Here is a 20,599-nt window from a genome sequence, read left to right as displayed (position 1 = left end):
TTTACTGGCGAGTGGCAACTGATCTGTCATTGCAAGCTAACGCCTTGTAACTTCAAAACTTGGGGCGCTAATAGATAACAATCGGCAAGATTTCCCCGAGCCTCCGTAGAACCTTACAGCAATTCAATGCCTTGCAGCCCTCGCCAGCGCGGAGCACCGCAGGCGGCACGCGAAATACCGCAGGAACGCCGTGTTATCAGTTATCACCGTAAATTCGCAGTTTTTACACTTGTCCCGTCGCGTACTGCACCGCCAAGCTCGACAGCGCCACCGCAGCCCACACCCCCAGCCCCAGCGCGATCGGCCGGAAACCGGTCGCCGCCATCCGCCGCAGGTCCGCCGACAATCCGATCGCGGTCAACGCAACGATGATCAGCAACTTGGCGCCGAGCCGAATCGCCGGCTGCCACCCGTCGGGGATCAGTCCGGCGGTGCTCACCGCCGAGGCGACCACGAACCACAGGATGAACCACGGCACCACGCGCCACAGGCTGAAATCGCCGCCGCCGTGCTTCTTGTGCCGCCATGCTTCGATCGCGGCCATCACCAGGCACATCGGGATGATCAACGTGGCGCGGGTCAGCTTGACGATGGTGGCGTGGTCGCCGGCTTCCTGCCCGTAGGCGTAGCCGGCGGCGACCACCGACGAGGTGTCGTTGATCGCGGTGCCGGCCCACAGTCCGAAGCCTTCCGGGCTCATGCCCATCAGGTGGCCGAGCGCGGGGAACACCAGCACCGCGACCAGGTTGAACAGGAAGATGGTGGAGATCGCGAACGCGGTCTCGTGTTCGTCGGCCTTGATGATCGGGGTCACCGCGGCGATCGCCGAACCGCCGCAGATCGCGGTGCCGGCGCCGATCAGTACCTTCAGTCTGGGCGGGATGCCGAGCAGGCGGCCAAGCAGCAACGCTGCCACGAAGGCGGCGGCCACGCTCACCAGGGTCACGGCGAGCGAGTCCATCCCGGTCCGCGCGACCTGGGTCAGGCTCAGGCCGAGGCCGAGGGCGACGATCGACCACTGCAGGATCTGCTTGCCGGCGAAGCGGATGCCCGGCTGGCAGGCCGCGGGCGGCGCCATCAGGTTGCGCACGACCACGCCCAGCACGATGCCGAACACCGGGCCGCCCACCAGCGGCAGCCACTGTCCGAGACCGAAGGCGACGCTGGCGATGCCCGCCGACAGCAGCAGGCCAGGCCAGAGGGAGGAATACGTATCGGTGATGTCGACGGTGTCGGAGGTGGCGGGCATCAGGTGCAATAGCCGGAAGACGGCGAATTTCGCGCAGGCGTTCGGGTGCAGATAACCCAAGGATATTTGAAAATGCCCAACGGTAATATCGAAAGGCGTGATTGCGATGAAATCCACACCCTGGAGTCGCCTGCAGTTGCCACCGGGTGCGTGGACGACGCTGCTCGATGGACTGTGCGCGCGGTTCCCGGCGATCGACCGGACGACCTGGCTGGACCGGTTCGCCCGCGGGCGCGTGCTCGACGCCCGCGGTGAGCCAGTCGCCGCCGATGCGACCTATCGGGTGGGGATGGAAATCCGCTACTTCCGCGAGGTCCGCGACGAGTCGGTCGTCCCGTTCGAGATGTCGGTGCTGCACGTCGACGAGCACTTGGTGGTGGTCGACAAGCCGCACTTCCTGCCGGTGACGCCGGCCGGCGGTTTTGTCGACGAGACGGTGCTGGCGCGGTTGGTGGCGCGGCTCGGCAATTCCGCGCTGGTGCCGTTGCACCGGATCGATCGCGGCACCGCGGGGCTGGTGATGTTTTCGGCCAATCCGGAATCGCGGGCGCGGTACCAGGCGCTGTTTCGCGAGGGGCGGATCGAGAAGCGCTACGAGGCGGTGGCGGCGCCGCTGCCAGGGTTGGAGTTTCCGTGGGTGCGGCGCAGCCGGCTGGTGCGGGGCGAGCCGTTCTTCCGGATGGTGGAGGTCGAGGGGGAGGCCAACAGCGAGAGCCGGATCGAGGTGATCGAGCGTGGGGAGGTGCTGTGGCGCTACGGGCTGCAACCGGTGACGGGAAAGAAGCACCAGCTGCGGGTGCACATGGCGGCGCTGGGGGCGCCGATCGTCGGTGACCCGTTTTATCCGGTGCTGCGGGAGCAGGGCGTGGAGGATTACGGGCGGCCGCTGCAGCTGTTGGCGCGGTCGCTGCGGTTTGTCGATCCGTTGAGTGGGGAGCTGCGGGAGTTCGAGAGCGAGCGGCGGCTGGTGACCGGTCTTCTGGCCGATCCTTTGTAGGAGCGGCTTTAGCCGCGATCCGGGAGTTGGTCGCTCGTGCCGGCTCTGGTTCGCGGCTAAAGCCGCTCCTACAGGGGGAGCGGCGTTTGGCGGGTTAGCGCGGTTTGAATGGTTTGCGCGGGCCGCTGCCGTGGGGCTTCTTGCCGGCGTGCGGCGGGCGTGGGCCGCGTGGACCGGGGCCGGGCGCGCGGGCGGCGACGTTGGCGCGCGGGCCGCTGCGGCCACCGGCGGTGTCGCCGGCTTCGGCATGGCGGATGCGCAGCGGCTGGCCGGCGACGTAGACGCGCTTGAGGTGCTCCATCAGCTCGCGCGGCATGCCTTCGGGCAGGTCGACCAGGCTGTAGTCGTCGCGGATGTCGATGCGGCCGATGTAGCGGCTTTCCAGGTCGGCCTCGTTGGCGATCGCGCCGACGATGTTGCCCGGCTGCACGCCGTGGCTGTGGCCGACCTCGATGCGGAAGGTCTCCATCCCGACGTCGCCGGCGGGCGGCGCGTCGCTGCGCGGCGGCTTGCGCTCGGGGGCGCGGCGCTGCGGCGCCTCGTCCTCGAACATCGACTCGGCGGCGTTGTGGCCGCGTGGGGCCGGCGGCGCGGACGGGGTGTGCACCGGCGGGGTGAATTGCCGGTCGGCATGGCGCGGGGTCGCGTGGCGTTCGTCGAAGCTGCGCGGTTCGCGCGCGGGCGGAGCGTCGCGGTCCGGACGTTGCTGCCGCGGCGGGCGCGGCGGCTGGCCGCGATGGCCAGCATCGCGCGGTCCGGTTTCGCGCTCGTACTTGTTGAACGACGGCCGTGCCGGCGCCGCCAGCAGCAGCGGGTTGTCGCCCTGCACCAGCTTGGCCAGCGCCGCGGCGATCTCCACCGCGGGCACGTTCTGTTCGCGCTCGTAGCGTTCGACCAGGTCGCGGAACAGGCTGAGGTCGTCGCCCTGCAGCGCATCGCCGATGCGGCCGAGGAACTTCGACACGCGCTGCTCGTTGACGGTCTCGATGGAGGGCAGCTCCATCTGCTCGATCGGCTGCCGGGTCGCGCGCTCGATCGCGCGCAGCATGCCGCGCTCGCGCGGGGCGACGAACAGGATCGCCTCGCCCTTGCGCCCTGCGCGGCCGGTGCGGCCGATGCGGTGGACGTAGCTCTCGGTGTCGTAGGGGATGTCGTAGTTCAGCACGTGGCTGATGCGGTCGACGTCGAGCCCGCGCGCGGCGACGTCGGTCGCCACCAGCACGTCGATCCGGCCGTCCTTGAGCTGCTGGATGGTCTTCTCGCGCTGCGCCTGCTGCACGTCGCCGTTGATCGCCGCCGCCGAGATGCCGCGCGCGGCGAGCTTGCCGGCCAGCTCGTCGGTGCCGAGCTTGGTGCGGGCGAACACGATCATCGCGTCGAACGGCTCGGCCTCGAGGATCCGGGTCAGCGCGTCGAGCTTCTGCACCCCGCTGACCGCCCAGTAGCGCTGGCGGATGTTGGCGGCAGTGCTGGTCTTGTTCTTGATCGCGACCTCGACCGGCTCCTTCAGGTAGGTCTGGGCGATGCGCCTGATCTGCTGCGGCATGGTCGCCGAGAACAGCGCGACCTGGCGGGTCTCCGGGGTTTTCTTGAGCACCGCCTCGACATCGTCGATGAAGCCCATCCGCAGCATCTCGTCGGCTTCGTCGAGTACCAGGCAGCGCAGTTCGGACAGGTCCAGCGATCCGCGATCCAGATGGTCGATGACGCGCCCGGGGGTGCCGACCACCACCTGCACGCCACGCTTGAGCGCCTGCAACTGCGGGTAGTAGCTCTGGCCGCCGTAGATTGGCAGCACGTGGAAACCGGGCAGGTGGGTGGCGTATTTCTGGAACGCCTCGGCGACCTGGATCGCCAGCTCGCGGGTCGGCGCGAGCACCAGCGCCTGCGGCTTGCGTTGTGCCGGATCGATCTGCGCGAGGATCGGCAGCGCGAACGCGGCGGTCTTGCCGGTGCCGGTCTGGGCCTGGCCGATCATGTCGCGGCCGGCCAGCAGCGGCGGGATGGTCGCCGCCTGGATCGGCGAGGGCGACTCGTAGCCGACATCGGCCAGCGCCCGCAGCAACGGCTCGGGCAGGGCCAGATCGGTGAACTTGATCGACGGGGCGTCGGGGGATTGGGGTGAAGCGGGCGTCTCGGCGCTCATCGCAGGTCTCGTTGGCGCCGGCGGGGCCGGTCGGGAAGACCGCATAGTTTAGCCGGGAGAGCGCTTGCCTGCGTGATTTGGGACGATCACGGACCTGCTGCCGGGCCGACCCGGCGGTGCGAGTCGGCGGGCGACCCGCTGCGTGGCGTGCTACTGCACCGTGCCGCTGCCGCTGCCGCTGCCGGTGTCGGTCGGGGTCGTAGCCGCCTCGTCGGGCGCGCTGGATTCGCCGGCGTCGGAGTCAGGCCTGGAGCTCTGCTTCTTGGCCAGCTTTTCTTCCTTCTTCTTCTTCTTGGCGATCTCGCGCTGGCGCTTTTCGAACGAGTAATTCGGCTTTGCCATGGGCGGCTCCTGCTATTTGATTGCGACCAGTCTAGGCCATGCGGCGTTATTTCACCGGCGACGCTCACCGGCGGCGAAGCCCGGAGTGTTTACGATGGCAGGATTCCAGGCATCGAGCGCGCTACATGATCAAGGTCCACCATCTCGAAAACTCGCGTTCCCAGCGTGTGCTGTGGCTGCTGGAGGAGCTGGGGCTGCAATACGAGGTGGTGCGGTACCGACGCGACCCGGCGACGATGCTGGCGCCGCCGGAGCTGCGGCAGGTGCATCCGCTGGGCAAGTCGCCGGTGCTGGAGGAGGAGGGCCTGGTGCTGGCCGAATCCGGCGCGATCATCGAATACCTGGCCGAGAAGCACGACCAGGCCCATCGCCTGTCGCCGCCGCCGGGTCCGGCGGACGATCCTGAGCGCCTGCGCTACCGCCAGTGGCTGCACTACGCCGAAGGCTCGCTGATGCCGCCGCTGTTGCTGAGCCTGGTGTTCTCGCGGATCAGGCAGGCGCCGATGCCGTTCTTCGCCAAGCCCATTGCCCGCGGGATCGCCGACAAGACGTTGAAGGCGTTCGTGCGGCCGCAGATCAAGCTGCACATGGACTACATCGAGGCCGAGTTGGGAAAGCACCCGTGGTTTGCCGGCGAGCGCTTCAGCGCCGCCGATATCCAGATGAGTTTCCCGGTCGAGGCGGCCACCGCGCGCAGCGGCGCCGGCGGCTATCCGAACCTGCAGCGCTTCCTGCAGCGCATCCGCGAGCGACCGGGCTACCAGCGCGCGGTGGAGCGGGGTGGTGCGCTGGAGCCGTTGCAATAGCCGATGAAATTCGATTTCGACAACGCGTTCGTGCGCGAATTGCCGGGCGACCCGGAAGCCGGGCCGCGGGTGCGGCAGGTCGAGGGCGCGCTGTGGTCGGCGGTGGAACCGACGCCGGTGCCGAACCCTGAGCTGTTGGCGTGGTCGGCCGAAATGGCGGCGCAATTGGGGCTGGATGCGGACGATGTCGCTTCGCCACGGTTCGCCAGGGTATTCGGCGGCAACGAGTTGTTGCCGGGGATGCAGCCGTTCGCGGCCAACTACGGCGGCCATCAGTTCGGTCACTGGGCCGGACAGCTCGGCGACGGCCGCGCGATCACCCTCGGCGAGGCCGTCAATGCCGCCGGCGAGCGCTGGGAGCTGCAACTCAAGGGCGCCGGGCCAACCCCGTATTCGCGTACCGCCGACGGTCGCGCGGTGCTGCGCTCGTCGATCCGCGAGTTCCTGTGCAGCGAGGCAATGCACCACCTGGGCATCCCGACGACGCGCGCATTGAGCCTGGTCGGCACCGGCGAGCAGGTCGTGCGCGACATGTTCTACGACGGCAACGCGCGGCCCGAGCCCGGCGCGATCGTGTGCCGGATGGCGCCGTCGTTCCTGCGTTTCGGCAACTTCGAGCTGCCGGCGTCGCGTGGCAATACCGCCTTGCTGAAGCAACTGGTCGACTTCTGCATCCGCCGCGATTTTCCGCACCTGCGCGGCGACGGCGAGGTGCTGGTCGCGGCGTGGTTCGGCGAAGTTTGCGCGCGCACCGCGGTGATGATCGGCCACTGGATGCGGGTCGGCTTCGTCCACGGGGTGATGAACACCGACAACATGTCGATCCTCGGGCTGACTATCGATTACGGCCCGTACGGCTGGATCGATAACTACGACCCCGACTGGACGCCCAACACCACTGACCGCCAGAACCGCCGCTACCGCTTCGGCCAGCAACCGGCGGTGGCGTACTGGAACCTGGGTCGCCTCGCCGGCGCGCTGTCGCCATTGTTCGACGGCGTCGAACCGCTGCAGGCGGGGTTGCAGCGATTCATCGACACCTACACCGCGGTCGATCGCGACAACACCGCGCGCAAGCTCGGGTTGGCCGAATGCCGCGACGACGATGTCGAGCTGATGCAATCGCTGCAGGACTTGCTGCGCGATGCCGAGGTCGACATGACGTTGTTTTTCCGCGCCTTGGCGGAGGTCGATCCGGCGGCGCCGTCGCGCGATCTGTTTGCCGAGGCGTTCTATGACGAGGACAAGCACGAGGCCGCGGTTCCCACGCTCGACGACTGGCTGGGGCGTTACGCCGTGCGCCTGCGCGATGACTCGCTCGACGCCGCCGCGCGTCGCCAGCGCATGGACGCTGCCAACCCGCGTTACGTGCTGCGCAACTATCTCACCCAGCAGGCGATCGACCGGGCCGGGCAGGGCGATGCGGATTGCGTGATGGAGTTGCTGGATGTCATGCGCCGGCCGTACGACGAGCAGCCGGGGCGGGAAGCGTTCGCGCGCAAGCGGCCGGACTGGGCGCGGCACAAGGCGGGATGCTCGATGCTGTCGTGCAGTTCCTGAAAGCGCGGAACCGATGTAGGAGCGACGTGAGTCGCGACCTGTACATCGTCTCCAACGTTCGGCGGGTCGCGACTCACGTCGCTCCTACAGCGAGTCCGGCTTCGTTAAGGCAGTGATGACTCGATAAACCGCCTGTTCACCCAGCAGGGACGAAGGTGGTTTTCACCGCACTCCCCGGAGCATCCCATGACCCCGAACCGGCTCGCCTCGTCCCGCATCCTGCATGCCTTCGCATCGCGCACATCGCTGCGCTGGATCGCGCTGGCCTTCGCGGCGCTGCTGCTGGCCGGCTGCGCCACCGGCTACGGCAACCAGCGCGTGTCCGGCACGGTGGAAGATATCGACCCGCGCTACGGCCGGATCATGCTGAGCACCGACAACCGCTACGGCAACCGCGGCTCGCGCGTCGCGCTGCGCTTCGACCGCAATACCCGGCTGTTCTACCAGGGCCGGCAGCAGGCGGTCGCCGGGCTGGAGCGCGGCGATGGCATCAGCGTCGACGTGGTGCGCTCGAACGGCGAGCTGTGGGCGCGGCAGATCGAGGTCGTGCACAACGTTCGCGACGGCGGCTATTACGGCGGCGGCGATTTGCGCGGCGCGGTCAGCTTCGTCGACCCGCGGGCGCAGGTCATCGGCATCACCCGCGGCGGCTACAGCGGGCGGCGAGAGCAGGTCCGCTACGACCATCGCACCGTAGTCGAGTACCGCGGCCGGCGGGTCCGCCCGGAACAACTGGAACCGGGCGACGTGGTGAGCATCCAGGCTCGGCCTTGGGGTGACGATCGGCTGGCCGAGCGGATACGGGTCGAACGCAGCGTCCGGGAGTACTGATCCCGCCGGGGACGGCGCGGGCGGATGATTGCCGGATCGCGGCTGAAGCCGCTCCTACAACAGCCATGCAGGCCGGTTCCAAGGCGCCTCAGGTCGGGGCGAACGCCTTGCCGGCCTTCTTGTCGCGCTTCTCGGCCTTCTTTTCCTTCATGGACTTGGCCGGCTTCTTCTTCTCGTTTTTCTTTTGGTCCATACCCTTGCTCATGCGCCTTACCCTTGTCTGTGGCCAGCGAACGCCGCGGGCGTGGCCGGAGTATGCGCTCGCCGCCGGTGATTGGAGCGCCGGCCACGTAGAATGGGCGGATGCCCCTGATTACCCTGAACAGCGTCGACTACAGCGTCGGCGGCCCCCTGCTGCTTGAAAGCGTCGATTTTTCGGTCGAACCGGGCGAGCGTGTCGCCCTGATCGGTCGCAACGGCGCCGGCAAGTCCACCCTTTTGAAGCTGCTGTCGGGCGACATCCACGCCGATGACGGCGAGATCCGCCGCGAGGGCGGGGCGCGGATCGCCCGGCTTGAGCAGGAAGTCCCGGCCGGTGCCGACGGCGACGTGTTCGACGTCGTCGCGGACGGCATGGGCGAACTCGGCAAATGGCTTGCCGAGTTCCACCACCTCAGCCACGCCGACGAGTTCGATGCCGATGCGATGTCGGCGGTGCAGGCCAAGATCGACGCCGCCCAGGGCTGGAGCGCGGACCAGCGCGTTGTCGAGACCCTCGACAAGCTCGGCCTCGACGGCGATGCGCCGTTCTCTGGCCTGTCCGGCGGCATGAAGCGCCGCGTGCTGCTGGCCCGCGCGCTGGTGTCCGCGCCGGACCTGCTGCTGCTCGACGAGCCGACCAACCACCTCGACATCGAGTCGATCGACTGGCTCGAAGGCTTCCTCAAGTCGTGGCAGGGCGCGCTGATCTTCGTCACCCATGACCGGCGGTTCCTGCGCGCGCTGGCGACGCGGATCGTCGAAATCGACCGCGGCCAGCTGACCAGCTGGCCCGGCGACTGGGCCAACTACGAGCGCCGCCGCGAGGAGCGATTGAACGCCGAGGCGCAGGAGAATGCGCGCTTCGACAAGATGTTGGCGCAGGAGGAGATCTGGATCCGCCAGGGCATCAAGGCCCGCCGCACCCGCGACGAGGGCCGCGTGCGCCGGCTCAAGGCGATGCGCAACGAGCGCTCGCAACGCCGCGACCTGACCGGCAACGTCAAGATGGAGTTCGCCCAGGCCGAGAACTCGGGCAAGAAGGTGATCGAGGCCAAGCACGTGTCGTTCGACTACGGCGGCAAGCCGCTGCTCGACGATGTCTCGACGATTGTCTTCCGCGGCGACCGGATCGGCCTGATCGGCCCCAACGGCAGCGGCAAGACCACGCTGCTCAAGACCCTGCTCGGCGAACTGGCGCCGACGTCCGGCGAAGTGAAACTCGGCAGCAACCTGCAGGTCGCCTATTTCGACCAGTACCGCGCGACCTTGCGCGAGGATTGGAGCGCGCTGGAAAATGTGTCGGAAGGTCGCGAGTTCGTCGAGGTCGGCGGCAAGCAGAAGCACGTGATCGGGTACCTGCAGGATTTCCTGTTCACCCCCGAGCGCGCCCGCGCGCCGATCACCCGGCTGTCGGGCGGCGAGCGCAACCGGCTGCTGCTGGCCAAGCTGTTCGCGCAGCCATCCAACCTGCTGGTGATGGACGAGCCGACCAACGACCTCGACGTCGAAACCCTGGAATTGCTGGAAGAGCTGCTTGGCGACTACCCCGGCACGCTGCTGCTGGTCAGCCATGACCGCGACTTCCTCGACAACGTGGTGACTTCAACCCTGGTGATGGAGGGCAACGGCCGCGTCGGCGAATACGTCGGTGGCTACAGCGACTGGTTGCGCCAGCGGCGGGTCGAGTTCACCGCGCCGGCCTCGACCAAGTCGGCGTCAATGCCGGTATCGCCGCTCGCCGCCGCGGTCACCACGCCGTCGACCCCGAAGCGCAAGCTCAGCTACAAGGAGGCGCGCGAGCTGGAGCAGTTGCCGCAGCGGATCGAGGAGCTGGAGGCCAAGGTCGCGGCGATGACGGCCGAGATGAACGATCCGGCGTTCTACCAGCGCGGTGCGGACGGTATCGCCGCGCACAACGCCGCGATGGCCGAGGTGCAGGCGGAGCTGGACCGCGCCTACGCGCGCTGGTCCGAGCTGGAATAGCGCGTCACGGACAGCGCCGATGCAGCAGCCCGACCTCGCAGGATTCGCCGCACCCGCCAGCAGCATCCATCGGCTGTTCTTCGCCCTGTGGCCGGGCGACGAACTTCGCCAGGGCATCGGCGAGGCGACCTCGCAACTGTTGCAGCAGCACGACGCCGGCGGGCGCCGGATCGGTCCGCATCGCTACCACCTGACCCTGCAGTTCCTCGGCGACTACGCGGAACTGCCGCCGTCGCTGGTCGAGCAGGCCAGGGCCGCCGCGGCGTCGGTAAAGCTCGCGCCATTCGAGCTGGTGATCGACCGCGCCGGCAGCTTCCGCAACCGTTCGATCCCGTGGTGGTTGGGTTGCGAAACTCGGCCCGAAGGTCTGCGGCAACTCTGGGATTCGCTCGGTGTCGCGCTGGCCCGGGCCGGCGTCCGGGTGCGATCGGACAAGGCGCTGGTGCCGCACGTGACCATCCTGCGCGACGCGCGCCAGCCGCTGCCGGTGACTCCGATCCCGCCGCTGGACTGGCCGGTCGATTCTTTCGTGCTGATCCACAGCGAACTGGGCGCGCGTAACGCCTACACCGAAGTCGGCCGCTGGCCGTTGCGGTGATTGCGCAGACCGATCAGTCGCGGCCACGACCCGCATACGCACGCAGGAACGCCCGTACCGCGGCATCGACATGCGCGGTGGCCTTTTCGGGCTCACCGCTATCGCCCATCAGCAGGCGGATGAAGGGTTCGCTGGCGGCGAGACTGAAGAACTGAGAGGTCGCGCGTTCGAAGTCGTCGATGGCGAGTTGGTCGCCGCCGGCCTGCGCGCGCAGCAACTCCGAGAACGCATGCTGGTACGGGGCGATGGACTGCTGCCAGAACGAGCGTTCGCCGGACGACCGGGTGTCGTGGGCGAGGATCAGCATGCGCTGGATGTCGACCATCAACGGGCTGGTCGCGAGCCGGTAGAGCGCGCAGCCGATCGCGTGCAGGCGCTCGGACAACTCTCCCTGCGGCCCGCCGATCAGTTCGGCGGGGGGCGGCAACGCCTGCAGCAGCCGTTCGAAGGTGGCGTCGAACAAAGCCTCCTTGCTGTCGAAGTGGTTGTAGATCGTCGCCTTGGAAACGCCGGCGTGCTGGGCGAGTTCGTCCATGCTGGTGCGGTCGAAGCCAAGCCGGGTGAACATGCGGCGGGCATTGTCGAGGATGGCGTCGTGTTTGCCGGGGTCGCTGGGGCGGCCCCGTCGGACGTCCCCGGAGATGCGTGGCGGCTGGTCCGGCTTCACTGCGCGGGTCCTCCGGCTAGGGCTTCAACAGCATCGGAATGAACTCGTGCAATGCCGACGACAGCAGGGCACGGTCGAGGTCTGGCTCGCGGGTCTCGCGCAGCTTCAGGCCTTCGAACAGGCATTGCAGCAGCAGCGCGCGGTAGGGCGCGATGGCGGCGGGCAGGCCGTGGCCGCCGGCTTGCGGGTCGCCGGTCAGCCAGTCGACCAGGGCGGCGCGGAGGGTGGTGTCGTAGTGGTCCAGCGCGGCCGCGATCTGCGGGTCGCGGGTGGCCTCAGCGGACATCTCCAACAGTAGTGCCGCGTTCATGCCCTTGGCCTCGGCGGCGCACGAGCGGCCATAGTTCTGCGTCCATTCGGCCGCCAGGTCGACCCGGCGGTTGAGCCGAATGTTTTCGCGCAGCAACTGCAGCTGACGGTCGACGATCGCCAGGACGATCGCGTTCTTGTTTTCGAAGTAACGGTAGATCAGCCCGGCGCTCATGCCCGCGGTGTCGGCGATGCTGGCCATGCTGGCGGCGTGGAAGCCGTGCGCGATGAAGCATTGCTGAGCCGCGTCGAGGATGCGGTGGCGCTGCATTTCGGCGCGCTCCTGCGCCTTGGTCGATTCCTGCTTCGTGCTCATGTTCCTGTCTCGTTCCAGCCTCCGCCCAGTACCTTGTACAAGGTAACCCGGTTGGCTTGTTCGGCCAGTTGGGTGGCCACCAGCGACTGGCGCGCGGCGTACAGGGTGCGCTGGGCGTCCAGCAGCACCAGATAGCTGTCCTGGCCGGCGTCGTAGCGCGCTTGCGACAGTTCGTGTGCGCGGGTCGCCGCGGCGACCAGAGCCTCCTGCGCGGCGCGTTGCTCGGCCAGCGTGCGCGACAGCACTAGGGCGTCGGACACCTCGCGGAAGCCGGACTGGATCGCTTTCTCGTATTGCGCCAGGGCGATGTCGCGGTCGGCGGTGGCCATCCCCAGTGCCGCGCTCAGGCGGCCGCCCTGGAAGATCGGGATGTTGACCCGCGGGATAAAGCTCCAGACGCCGTTGCCACCGTTGAACAGCCCCGACAGCTCGTCGCTGGTGCTGCCGATGCTGCCGGTGAGGGTGATCGACGGGAAGAACGCCGCGCGGGCGGCGCCGATGTTGGCGGTGGCGGCGCGCAGCTGGTGCTCGGCGGCGAGCACGTCGGGCCGGCGCAGCAGCACTTCCGACGGCAGCCCGGCGGGCAGGGCGGTCAGGCCGCTGACCTCGGGGGTGAACGCGTCCGGCAGCAGCGACGGCTCGACCTCGCCACCGACCAGCAACGCCAGTGCGTTGCGATCCTGCGCGACCTGGCCCTCGAAACGGGCCACGTCCGAGCGCGCGGTCTCGACCACGGTGCGGGCCTGGCTGACGTCCAGCCCGGACACCGCGCCGAGCGCGTGGCGTTGCTCGGTCAGCGTGAACGAGGCTTCGTGGCTGGCCAGGGTGTCGCGCGCGATCGACAGCAGCTCGCGATCGGCGGCCAGCGTCAGCCAGGTGTTGGCGACCTCGGCGATCAGCGCCAGTTGCGCGCTGGTGCGTGCCTCCTCGGTCGCGAGGTACTGCTGCAGCGCGGCTTGGCTCAGGTTGTGGACGCGCCCGAACAGGTCCAGCTCGAAGCCGGCTATACCGGCGCTGGCCGTGTAGCTCTCCGAGACATCCAGATTGTCGCCGCCGCTGCGGGTCATGCTGGCTTCGGCGCCGAGCGACGGCAGGCGGTCGGCTCGCTGGATCCGGTACTGCGCGCGGGCGCGTTCGACATTGAGCATCGCCACCCGCAGGTCGCGGTTGTTGTCGAGCGCCTGCTCGACCAGCTGGTCCAGCCGCGGGTCGGCGAAGAAGTCGCGCCAGCCGATGTCGGCGGCGCGCGCGGTGGCGCCATCGGGCGCAGCAGGCAGGGTTGTTGCCGGCAGCGGCCATTCGGCCGGGATCGACGGCACGGCTTCGGGCACCGGCGGTTGCAGGGTGGCGCAACCAGCGACGAACAGGATTGTCGCCAGCGCCAGCGAGGTCATCAGTGGCTTAGTCATGGGTGGAACCTCCTGCCGGCGCATCGAGGGCCGGTGCGGTCGCTTCGCGCTTGCCGAACAGGCGCTGCACGACCACGAAGAACAACGGGATGAAGAACAGGCCGAGCAGGGCGCCGGCGATCATGCCGCCGAGCACTCCTGTGCCGATCGCGCGCTGCGCGCCGGAACCGGCACCGGACGCGATCGCCAGCGGCAGCACGCCCATGCCGAACGCGAGCGAGGTCATCAGGATCGGCCGCAGGCGGTCGCGTACGGCCTGCATGGTCGCCTGCACCAGCTCCATGCCCTCGGCCATGTAGTCCTTGGCGAAGGCGATGATCATGATCGCGTTCTTGCTGGTAAGACCGACCGTGGTCAGCATCGCGACCTGGAAATAGACGTCGCGTTCCATGCCGCGCAGGCTGTTGGCCAGCACCGCGCCGAGGATGCCCAGCGGCGCCACCATCAGCACTGCGGTCGGAATCGTCCAGCTTTCGTACAGCGCGGCCAGGCACAGGAACACGATCAGCAGCGACAGCGTGTACAGCAGCGGTGTCTGCGCGCCGGCCTGACGCTCCTGGTAGGACAAGCCGGTCCATTCGATGCCGATGCCGGTCGGCAGCTCCGACACCATCCGCTCGACCTCGAGCATCGCGTCGCCCGAACTCACGTCAGCGGCGCTCTCGCCCTGGATCTGCATCGCCGGCACGCCGTTGTAGCGCTCCAGCCGGACCGGGCCGTACTCCCAGTGCGAGCTGGCGAACGCGCTGAACGGCACCATCTCGCCCTGATCGTTGCGTACCGACCACAGGTTGAAGTCCTCCGGCACCATCCGAAACGGCGCATCGGCCTGCAGCATCACCCGCTTGACCCGGCCGCGGTCGATGAAGTCGTCGATGTACTGCCCGCCCCAGGCCGCCGTCAGCGTCGAGTTGATCGCGGCGATCGACAGGCCCAGCGCGCTGGCCTTCTCGGTATCGATGTCGAGCTTGAACTGCGGCGTGTCCTCCTGGCCGTTGGGACGCACGTTGGCCAGCATCTCGTTCTGCGCCGCGGCGCCGAGGAACTGGTTGCGCGCCGCCAGCAGCGCCTCGTGGCCGAGGCCGGCGTTGTCGGTCAGGTAGAAGGTGAAACCGGCCGCGGTGCCCAGTTCCGGCATCGCCGGCGGCGCGAACGCGAACGCCAGCGCGTCCTTGATCTGGCTCAACCCTGCCATCGCGCGGCCGGCAAGCGCGCCAACGCTTTGCTCCTCCGACTCGCGCTCGCTCCAGTCGTGCAGCTTGACGAACGCCATGCCGTTGTTCTGGCCGGAGCCGCCGAAGCTGAAGCCCTGCACGCTGAAGACCGATTCGACGACGTCTTTTTCCTGCTCCAGGAAGTAGTCCTCGACCTTCTTGATCGACTCCATCGTGCGTTCCTGGGTGGCCCCGACCGGCGCCAGCACCTGGGCGAACAGTACGCCCTGGTCCTCGGCCGGCAGGAACGAGCTGGGCAGGCGGAAGAACATCACGCCCATCACCACCACCAGCGCGCCGAAAATGGCCATGGAGCGCTTCGGCCGGCCGATCATGCCGCGCACGCCGCGCCGGTACTTGCTGCTGCCGTCGTCGAACTTCTGGTTGAACCAGTGGAAGAAGCGCGCCAGCCGGCCCTTGCCGCTGTCGTGGTGCTCGCCCTTCTTCAGCGGCTTGAGCATGGTCGCGCACAGTGCCGGGGTCAGCACGATCGCGACCAGCACCGACAGCGCCATCGCCGAGACGATCGTCGCCGAGAACTGCCGGTAGATGACACCGGTCGAGCCGGTCATGAACGCCATCGGCACGAACACCGCCGACAGCACCAGCCCGATGCCGACCAGCGCGCCGGTGATCTGGTCCATCGACTTGCGGGTGGCCTCGAGCGGGGACAGGCCTTCCTCGGTCATGATGCGTTCGACGTTCTCGACCACCACGATGGCGTCGTCGACCAGCAGGCCGATCGCCAGCACCATCGCGAACATCGTCAGCATGTTGATCGAGAAGCCCAGCGCGGCGAGCACGCCGAACGTCCCCAGCAGCACCACCGGGACCGCGATCGTCGGGATCAGCGTCGCGCGGAAGTTCTGCAGGAACAGGTACATCACCAGGAACACCAGCACGATCGCCTCGAGCAGGGTCACGATCACGCCCTTGATCGAGACCTGCACGAACGGGGTGGTGTCGAACGGCAGCACCGCCTTCAGCCCCGGCGGGAAGAACGGCGCCATCTCGTCGAGGGTCGCCTTGACCCCGGCGGCGGTGTCCAGCGCGTTGGCGCCGGTCGCCAGCGAGATCGCGATGCCGGTGGCGGGTTGGCCGTTGTAGCGGGTGATGAACTCGTAGTTCTCCGCGCCCATCTCGACCCGGGCGACGTCGCCGAGCTTGAGCACCGAGCCATCCGGATTGGCCCGCACGACGATGTCGCGGAACTGTTCGGGCGTCTGCAGGCGCGACTGCGCGGTGATCGAGGCGTTGATCTGCTGGCCTTCGATCGACGGTGCCGCACCCAGCGCGCCGACCGCGACCTGCGCGTTCTGGGCCTGGATCGCGGCGGTGATGTCGCCAGGGGTGAGGCGGTAGGTGTCGAGCTTGTTGGGGTCGAGCCAGATCCGCATCGCGTACTTGGCGCCGAACACCTGCAGGTTGCCGACGCCCGGGACCCGGCTGAGCGGGTCGACCAGGTTGGCGCCAACATAGTCGGAGATGTCGTCCTTGGCCATGCTGCCGTCCTCGGACACGAAGCCGATAACCTGCAGGAAGCCGCTGGCGGACTTGCTGACGTTGACGCCCTGCCGCTGCACTTCCTGCGGCAGCAGCGGCATCGCCGACTGCAGCTTGTTCTGCACCTGCACCTGCGCGGTGTCGGGGTCGGTGCCGTTGGCGAAGGTCAGGGTGATCGCGGCGCGGCCGTTGCCTTCACTGGTGGAAGAGAAGTACAGCAGGCCGTCGAGGCCCTTCATGTTCTGCTCGATGATCTGGGTCACCGAGTCCTGCACGGCCTTGGCGGACGCGCCTGGATACACCGCGTTGATCGCGACCGTCGGCGGCGCGATGGTCGGATACATCGAGATCGGCAAGGTGAAGATCGCCAGTGCGCCGGCGAGCATGATGATGATCGCGATGACCCACGCGAAGATCGGTCGGTCGATGAAGAAACGTGCCATGTCGGGGGTCCGTTATTGCTTCGACGCGTTGGCGTCGGTGTCGACAGCGGTGTCGGCGGGCGCGGCAGCGGCAGGCTCGGCTGCATCGGGGGTCGCTTCAGTGCCGGCCTCGGTCGCCTGCACCGGCGCGCCCGGCTGGATCTTCTGCAGGCCCTCCACGATCACCTTGTCGCCGGCGGCCAGGCCGTCCTCGACCAGCCACTGGTCGCCGATGGTGCGGCTGACCTCGACCGCGCGCGGCTCGACCTTGCCGTCCTTGCCGACCACCATCGCGGTGGCGTTGCCCTTGGGATCGCGGGTGATGCCCTTCTGCGGGACCAGCAACCCGTCCTGGCGGACGGCGGAGCCCACCACCGCGCGCACGTACATGCCGGGCAGCAACAGGTGGTCCGGGTTCGGCACCTCGACCCGCAGCAGGTAGCTGCCGGTGGACGGGTCGACGGTGATCTCGGAGAACGCCAGCTTGCCGTCGTGTGCGTATTCGGTGCCGTCCTCCAGCAGGATCCGCACCGGCAGGTCGGCCTGCTCGGCGGTGCCGGCGGCGACGTTCCTGCGCAGCGCCAGCAGTTCGCTGCTGGACTGGGTCAGGTCGACGTACATCGGGTCGGTCTGCTGGATGGTCGCCAGCGGCGTCGCTTGGTTGGCGGTGACCAGCGCGCCGCGGGTGACCGACGACTTGCCGATCCGGCCGCTGATCGGCGCGCTGATGCGGGCATAGTCGAGGGTGACGCTGCGGCCCTGCAGCGCGGCGCGGGCGACGCCGACGTCGGCCTCGGCTTGGCGCAGCGCGGCGATGGCGTTCTCGTTGTCCTGCTTGCTGATCGCGTCGATCTTGGCCAGCTCGGCGGAGCGGCGGGCGGTCAGCTGGGCGGACTTCAGGGTCGCCTCGGCGCGGGCGAGGGCGGCCTTGGCGCTGCTGGCGTCGGCCTGGTAGGCGGCGTCCTCCAGCTGGTAGAGCGCCTGTCCGGCCTCGACCAGGCCGCCTTCATCGAACAGTTGGCGCTCGACGATGCCGTTCACCTGCGGGCGGACTTCCGCGACCAGGAACGGCGCGGTGCGGCCGGGCAGTTCACGGGTCAGCGTCACCGGCTGGGTCTGCAGGGTGACCACGGTCACCGGCGCGGGCGGCATCTGTTGCGCGGCCTCGTCGCCACCGCAGGCGGCGAGGGCGACGGAGAGGGCCAGCGGCAGGACGAGCACGCGGAAGCGGCGGACCAGGCGAGGGGTCTTGGACATGTGGAGGGCTCGGATGGGGATGGGATTGGCTGGACGGACCAGTTCAGACGCGAAAGAATGAACAATCATTCTTTTTATGTCAAAGCAACGGAGCGTCCCGCCAAAGTCGGCAATACGGGGGTTTAGCGGCTCCCGGGAGACGGGCGCTCTCGCCCGGGGGGCTGTTCATGGTCCACCATGGCGACCCCCTGATCCTCTGACCCGTCATGCCGGACCGCCGCACCCCGCAAACCACGCCCCACGACCGTGGCCGCTTCGTGCAGGTCCGCGGCGCGCGCGAGCACAACCTCAAGGACGTCGATGTCGACATCCCGCGCGAGGCGCTGGTGGTGTTCACCGGGGTGTCGGGCTCGGGCAAGTCGTCGCTGGCGTTCGGCACCCTGTACGCCGAGGCGCAGCGGCGCTACCTCGACTCGGTGGCGCCGTATGCGCGCCGGCTGATCGATCAGGCCGGCGTTCCCGACGTCGACGCGATCGAGGGCCTGCCGCCGGCGGTCGCCCTGCAACAGCAACGCGGCGCGTCGACCACGCGGTCCTCGGTCGGCAGCGTCACCACGGTCTCCAATTCGCTGCGGATGCTGTACTCGCGCGCCGGCTGCTATCCGCCGGGTCAGTCGATCATCTACGCCGATGGTTTTTCGCCGAACACGCCGCAGGGCGCGTGCCCGCAATGCCACGGGCTGGGCAGCATCTTCGAGGTCACCGAGCGCTCGATGGTGCCCGACGACTCGCTGACCATCCGCGAACGCGCGGTCGCCGCGTGGCCACCGGCCTGGCACGGGCAGAACCAGCGCGACATCCTGGTCACGCTCGGCTACGACATCGACATCCCGTGGCGCGAGCTGCCACGGGAGCAGCGCGACTGGATCCTGTTCACCGACGAGCAGCCGGTGGTGCCGGTCTACCGCGACCTGACCCCGGCGCAGACCCGCGCGGCGGTGGAGCGCGGCGACAACCCAAGCTACAAGGGCACGTTCACCAGCGCCGAGCGCTACGTGCTGCACACCTTCGCCAATACCCAGAGCGCGCTGATCAAGAAGCGCATCGCGCAGTACATGGTCGGCACGCAATGCCCGTTGTGCGACGGCAAGCGCTTGCGGCGCGAGGCGCTGGCGGTGACGTTTGCCGGGCTCGACATCGGCGAGGTTTCGCGGTTGCCGTTGAAGCAGTTGGCCGGGTTGCTGCGGCCGGTCGCGGCCGGCGCACCTGCCGGTGATGACTCGCACCCCGAGCAGACACTGGTCGCCCAGCGGATCGCGCAGGACCTGCTGGCGCGGATCGACATCATCACCGGGCTCGGCCTGGGCTACCTGTCGCTGGAACGCAGCACCCCGACCTTGTCGCCCGGCGAACTGCAGCGCCTGCGGCTGGCGACGCAGATCCGCTCCAACCTGTTCGGCGTGGTCTACGTGCTCGACGAGCCGTCCGCCGGCCTGCATCCGGCCGATACCGAGGCGCTGCTGGTCGCGCTGGAGCAACTCAAGGGCGCCGGCAACTCGCTGTTCGTGGTCGAGCACGAAACCGACGTGATCCGCCGCGCCGACTGGCTGGTCGAGCTCGGCCCGGCGGCGGGCGAGCAGGGTGGGCAGGTGCTCTACAGCGGCGCGCCGGCCGGGCTGGCGAACGTCGCGGCGTCGCCGACCGCGCGTTATCTGTTCGACCGCAGCCCGCTGCCGCCGTGCACGCCGCGCGAAGCCGATGGCTGGCTGAAGCTCGAAGGCGTGCGCCGCAACAACCTCGACGGCATCGACGTCGCGTTCCCGCTGGGCGTGTTCACCGTCGTCACCGGCGTGTCCGGTTCCGGCAAGTCGAGCTTGGTCAGCCAGGTGCTGGTCGAACTGCTTGGCGAGCACCTCGGCCAGGATCCGCCAGTCGAGCCGGACGACGGCGACCTGCCGGATAGCGCCGAGCCGGAGCGTGCCGGATCGACCACGGATGGACGCATCGTCGAGGGTCTGGAGCGCGTGCGCCGGCTGGTGCGGGTCGACCAGAAGCCGATCGGCCGCACCCCGCGTTCCAACCTGGCGACCTACACCGGTCTGTTCGATCACGTACGCAAGTTGTTCGCCGCCACGCCGGAAGCGCGCAAGCGGCGCTACGACGCCGGCCGCTTCTCGTTCAACGTCGCCAAGGGCCGCTGCGACAACTGCGAGGGCGAGGGTTTTGTCAGCGTCGAATTGCTGTTCATGCCGAGCGTTTACGCGCCGTGTCCGGTCTGCCACGGCGCGCGCTACAACGCGAAGACGCTGGAGATTCGCTATCGCGAGCGCACGATCGCCGACGTGCTGGGCATGACCGCCGACGCCGCGGCCGACTTTTTCGCCGAGGACGCGCAGGTCGCGCGTCCGCTGGCGGCTTTGCGCGAAGTCGGCCTCGGCTACCTGCGCCTGGGCCAGCCGGCGACCGAGCTGTCGGGCGGCGAGGCGCAGCGGATCAAGCTCGCGACCGAACTGCAGCGGGTGCAGCGCAGCGGCACGCTCTACATCCTCGACGAACCGACCACCGGCCTGCATCCGGCCGACGTCGACCTGCTGATGCGTCAGCTTGATGGCCTGGTCCAGGCAGGCAACAGCGTGATCGTGGTCGAGCACGACATGCGCGTGGCGGCCGCGGGCGACTGGATCATCGACATCGGCCCGGGTGCGGGCGACGAGGGCGGGCAGGTGGTCGCGCAGGGCACGCCGGAAACGATCGTCAAATCGAAGCGCAGCCGCACCGCGCGTTATCTGGCCGCTGAGCTGGGTCCGGCGGCTTGAGTCGGGGCCGGGCAGCTGCGTTCGCGACAACGG

General features: G+C 68.5%; 15 protein-coding genes. 7 read left to right on the top strand and 8 right to left on the bottom strand.

The window, feature by feature from the left end:
• Window positions 1-223: 223 nt before the first annotated feature.
• Window positions 224-1,249 (bottom strand): YeiH family protein, encoded by a 1,026-nt coding sequence (locus SNE34_RS12745; protein ID WP_332617796.1) that lies wholly within the window; start codon window positions 1,247-1,249, stop codon window positions 224-226.
• A 106-nt stretch (window positions 1,250-1,355) separates the two neighbouring features.
• On the opposite strand from SNE34_RS12745, the gene SNE34_RS12740 reads away from it, so the two are divergent.
• Entirely contained in the window at window positions 1,356-2,246 is an 891-nt protein-coding gene (locus tag SNE34_RS12740) for a pseudouridine synthase (protein ID WP_332617794.1), read from the top strand.
• A gap of 94 nt (window positions 2,247-2,340) precedes the next feature.
• On the opposite strand, the gene SNE34_RS12735 is transcribed toward SNE34_RS12740, so the two are convergent.
• Window positions 2,341-4,392 carry a DEAD/DEAH box helicase gene (locus tag SNE34_RS12735; RefSeq protein ID WP_332617792.1) on the bottom strand — a complete coding sequence of 684 codons (2,052 nt, stop codon included), beginning with the start codon at window positions 4,390-4,392 and terminating at the stop codon, window positions 2,341-2,343.
• 150 nt (window positions 4,393-4,542) lie between these two features.
• Window positions 4,543-4,734, bottom strand: coding sequence for a hypothetical protein (locus SNE34_RS12730; RefSeq protein WP_332617789.1), 192 nt, complete (start codon window positions 4,732-4,734; stop codon window positions 4,543-4,545).
• 125 nt (window positions 4,735-4,859) lie between these two features.
• Between SNE34_RS12730 and SNE34_RS12725 the strand changes: the two genes are divergently transcribed.
• The 5 genes from SNE34_RS12725 to thpR all read left to right on the top strand — a co-directional run bounded on the left by SNE34_RS12725 (window position 4,860) and on the right by thpR (window position 10,713).
• Window positions 4,860-5,540 (top strand): glutathione S-transferase family protein, encoded by a 681-nt coding sequence (locus SNE34_RS12725; protein WP_332617787.1) that lies wholly within the window; start codon window positions 4,860-4,862, stop codon window positions 5,538-5,540.
• Between the two features lie 3 nt (window positions 5,541-5,543).
• Window positions 5,544-7,100 (top strand): protein adenylyltransferase SelO, encoded by a 1,557-nt coding sequence (locus tag SNE34_RS12720; RefSeq protein ID WP_332617785.1) that lies wholly within the window; start codon window positions 5,544-5,546, stop codon window positions 7,098-7,100.
• Window positions 7,101-7,286: 186 nt separating this feature from the next.
• The gene (locus SNE34_RS12715) at window positions 7,287-7,931 is read left to right on the top strand and encodes a DUF5666 domain-containing protein (RefSeq protein ID WP_332617782.1); all 645 of its coding nucleotides are present in this window, start codon (window positions 7,287-7,289) and stop codon (window positions 7,929-7,931) included.
• Between the two features lie 303 nt (window positions 7,932-8,234).
• Entirely contained in the window at window positions 8,235-10,115 is a 1,881-nt protein-coding gene (locus tag SNE34_RS12710; protein WP_332617780.1) for an ATP-binding cassette domain-containing protein, read from the top strand.
• A 19-nt stretch (window positions 10,116-10,134) separates the two neighbouring features.
• On the top strand, window positions 10,135-10,713 hold the full coding sequence (gene thpR / locus SNE34_RS12705; protein ID WP_332617778.1) for an RNA 2',3'-cyclic phosphodiesterase: 579 nt from the start codon (window positions 10,135-10,137) through the stop codon (window positions 10,711-10,713).
• A 13-nt stretch (window positions 10,714-10,726) separates the two neighbouring features.
• On the opposite strand, the gene SNE34_RS12700 is transcribed toward thpR, so the two are convergent.
• Genes SNE34_RS12700 through SNE34_RS12680 form a run of 5 tightly spaced genes read right to left on the bottom strand, consistent with a single transcriptional unit; the run spans window position 10,727 to window position 17,810 of the window.
• A complete protein-coding gene (locus SNE34_RS12700) occupies window positions 10,727-11,380 on the bottom strand; it encodes a TetR/AcrR family transcriptional regulator (protein WP_332617776.1) in 654 nt (217 codons plus the stop codon).
• A 16-nt stretch (window positions 11,381-11,396) separates the two neighbouring features.
• Window positions 11,397-12,005, bottom strand: coding sequence for a TetR/AcrR family transcriptional regulator (locus SNE34_RS12695; protein ID WP_332617775.1), 609 nt, complete (start codon window positions 12,003-12,005; stop codon window positions 11,397-11,399).
• The gene (locus SNE34_RS12690) at window positions 12,002-13,414 is read right to left on the bottom strand and encodes an efflux transporter outer membrane subunit (protein ID WP_332617773.1); all 1,413 of its coding nucleotides are present in this window, start codon (window positions 13,412-13,414) and stop codon (window positions 12,002-12,004) included. The genes SNE34_RS12695 and SNE34_RS12690 overlap by 4 nt, the downstream gene beginning before the upstream one ends.
• On the bottom strand, window positions 13,407-16,574 hold the full coding sequence (locus tag SNE34_RS12685) for an efflux RND transporter permease subunit (protein WP_332617771.1): 3,168 nt from the start codon (window positions 16,572-16,574) through the stop codon (window positions 13,407-13,409). Before SNE34_RS12685 ends, SNE34_RS12690 begins: the two co-directional genes overlap by 8 nt.
• Before the next feature lie 12 nt (window positions 16,575-16,586).
• Window positions 16,587-17,810 (bottom strand): efflux RND transporter periplasmic adaptor subunit, encoded by a 1,224-nt coding sequence (locus SNE34_RS12680; RefSeq protein ID WP_332617770.1) that lies wholly within the window; start codon window positions 17,808-17,810, stop codon window positions 16,587-16,589.
• A 206-nt stretch (window positions 17,811-18,016) separates the two neighbouring features.
• Here SNE34_RS12680 and SNE34_RS12675 point away from each other — a divergent pair, with 206 nt between their 5' ends.
• Window positions 18,017-20,566, top strand: a complete 2,550-nt coding sequence (locus SNE34_RS12675; protein ID WP_332617768.1) for an excinuclease ABC subunit UvrA — start codon at window positions 18,017-18,019, stop codon at window positions 20,564-20,566.
• Window positions 20,567-20,599: the final 33 nt, after the last annotated feature.

The sequence above is a fragment of the Novilysobacter erysipheiresistens genome (assembly GCF_036663935.1).
Taxonomy (GTDB): Bacteria; Pseudomonadota; Gammaproteobacteria; order Xanthomonadales; family Xanthomonadaceae; genus Novilysobacter; species Novilysobacter erysipheiresistens.
Note: the sequence above shows the minus strand (reverse complement) of the source record. Positions and strands in the feature narration are given on the sequence as shown.